The sequence below is a fragment of the Gordonia sp. VNK1 genome (genome assembly GCF_040049135.1).
GTDB classification, from domain to species: Bacteria; Actinomycetota; Actinomycetes; order Mycobacteriales; family Mycobacteriaceae; genus Gordonia; species Gordonia oleivorans.
The window spans coordinates 1-2,505 of sequence record NZ_JBDZDJ010000056.1 but is presented as its reverse complement, the minus strand read 5'-3'; the positions used below and the strand labels follow the sequence as shown (position 1 = coordinate 2,505).

The window sequence follows — 2,505 nt, the reverse complement described above, 5'->3', positions numbered from 1 at the left end:
CGTCCGAAGCGCACGGTCGTTACAAGTCAGCCAGCATCGCCTACGCGGCAATTCTCAGCCACACCTCAACGTCTGCCGCCTCGCCGAGGACACCAGCCGGTTCGTTCTAGCCACCGTTATGGCATTCACCGAACGAATCCAGTCGGGCCTTCGGGACATTGCAACACCGCAGCAACGACGTTTGATAGACGCACATATGCGATACCGCCACGAGAATGTTTCGGTCGTCACCCTCGACCGCGAGATCATGATCACCGACGACGGTTTTCGCACACCAACTGCCCGACCGACCGACAATCTGGGCGGCCTGCTACGTCACGTAACGAGGCCATTCGCCGCATCGAGTGACGACGATCACGCCATGTTAATGTTAACTAGCCGCAATTTCCCGCTTGCCGAATACGACATGGGGCCGAGGATGAGACAGCGCCCCGTGGGGTGGTGGACTTCGGATCGCGTGAGCAGCGCGTTGTGATCAACGAGTCGTGCCGAATGTTAGGCGATTTGGCGTGTTTCGTCGACTGTTTCGGCAGCGTGGTGTTTGGCGGCGATGACCTTGCGAAGTTCGGCCATGCTGATGTCGGAGAGGTAGCGGCGGGTGACCTGCCACTCGTCGTGGGCCTCGATCACGACCGCGGTCGCCAACCGCAGGAACGCGGCGGGGTTGGGGAAGATCTCGACGACATCGGCGCGGCGTTTGATCTCCTTGTTGAGTCGTTCGATCGGGTTGTTGGACCAGATCTTCTGCCAGTGGGCCTTGGGGAAGGCGGTGAAAGCGAGCACGTCGGACTTGGCCTCGGCCATCATTGCTGCGACCTTCGGAAATGACGATTCCAGGGTGTCGGCGACCTGGTCCCACTGCGTGGCGACCTCGGCGGGCTCGGTGTGAGCGAAGATGGTCTTGACCGCCGCGGTCACCACCGGCGCCTGTTTCGCCGAAACCACGCCGTGCAGGTTCCGCATGAAATGTACTCGGCACCGCTGCCACGATGATCCAGTGAATTGCTGGGCTACAGCGGCTTTCAGTCCCGCATGGGCATCGGAGATCACCAGATGTACCCCCGACAGGCCCCGCGCTTTGAGAGAGGCGAGGAACTCACGCCAGAACTCGAAGGACTCGCTGTCACCGACCGCGGTACCCAACACCTCGCGGGTGCCGTCGATCGACACCCCGGTCGCCACGACCAGGGCTTGAGATACCACGTGGGCGCCGACCCGAACCTTGCAGAAAGTGGCATCAGCGAACACGTAAGGAAACTCAGTGTGGGTCAGGGAGCGTTCGCGGAACGCGGCAATGTCTTTGTCCAGGCCGGCGCAGATGCGGGAGACCTCGGACTTGGAGATGCCCGAGGAGACGCCAAGGGCGTTGACGAGATCGTCGACCGAGCGTGTGGACACGCCGTGAACGTAGGCCTCCATCACGACCGCGTGCAGGGCTCTGTCGATGCGTCTGCGTCGTTCGAGCAGGCTCGGGAAGAACGACCCAGCTCGCAGCTTGGGGATCTTGACTTCGACATCGCCGGAGGTCGTCGACACGGTCTTGGTGCGGTGGCCGTTGCGGATGTTTGAGCGTTCCGCGGAACGCTCATAGCGGTGCGCGCCGATCTTCTCAGTGGCCTCGGCCTCGATCAGCGCTTGCAGCCCCGCCCGGATCAACTCGGCGAACACCGCGCCGGAATCGGCGGAGCTGAGTGCATCAAGATGGGCGAGCAAGGCAGAATGGTCGTGGGTCATCGCGTTGTGTGTCCTTCTGTTGAGTCACTTGGTAGGTAACTCACTGACCACTACGCGATGGCCCGCCTCGACAGGGGCACCGACACGCTCCGTGACGGCCTCACCTCAGCACGGAAACCCCACCACCCCAGGGGACTTACCCGAGGATGATGCCGGCCGGCGCGGGAGGACGACTCGGGCGCCATCTTTACCCCTCAGCCAAGACGCGCACCCGTGACGAATACATTTGACACCGAGCATGACCGACTCTGCCACAGCCGCTTTAGCTGGTAAGGAAACGTGTCAGAGTAGGACGAGTTGTCGGCGCCGAACGTCCGCCGATGTCGCGGACGGCCGATGGTTCGAAGTCAGGCAGAGAGGGAGCCGATCGCTGCTTGCTCGCCGTCGCGGCCACTCCATGTTGCTATCCCTCCGATGAGAACTGCGCCCATGGCGCCTCCCGTGCGGCCGCGGGGCCACTGAATCCCCGTCCGCTCGATCTGGTCCTGCACCAGATTTGCTCAGCCAACAGCTACGGCTTCTTCTCCGGCAGTGGCCAACACCCCTTCACCGGAGTGCCCCATTCCATGAGACATGCCGCCCTCAGGGGTGACGTCGCTTGACAGCCAGACGTAATCCAGCTCGTCATCCTCGCGAATCTGGCGATGCTGACGTGTAAGGGCTCGGGACATGCTTGACGTCGTGTCGTCGGGACATCGTTGACGTCTCACGCTTGTCGGTGGTCGCAGTCAGAGTGTGGGGGGTGTCCTTCTCTGCTGAGACTGAATCCGA

The 2,505-nt window shown here is 62.2% G+C and carries 2 protein-coding genes; one reads left to right on the top strand and one right to left on the bottom strand.

Going from position 1 to position 2,505, the window contains the following annotated elements:
• Positions 1-475, top strand: a 475-nt coding sequence (locus ABLE94_RS26265) for a hypothetical protein (RefSeq protein WP_348807656.1), incomplete at its 5' end; no start/stop codon positions are given.
• Between the two features lie 20 nt (positions 476-495).
• Here the strand turns inward: ABLE94_RS26265 and ABLE94_RS26260 are convergent.
• Entirely contained in the window at positions 496-1,734 is a 1,239-nt protein-coding gene (locus ABLE94_RS26260; RefSeq protein ID WP_137811204.1) for an IS256 family transposase, read from the bottom strand.
• Positions 1,735-2,505 lie beyond the last annotated feature (771 nt).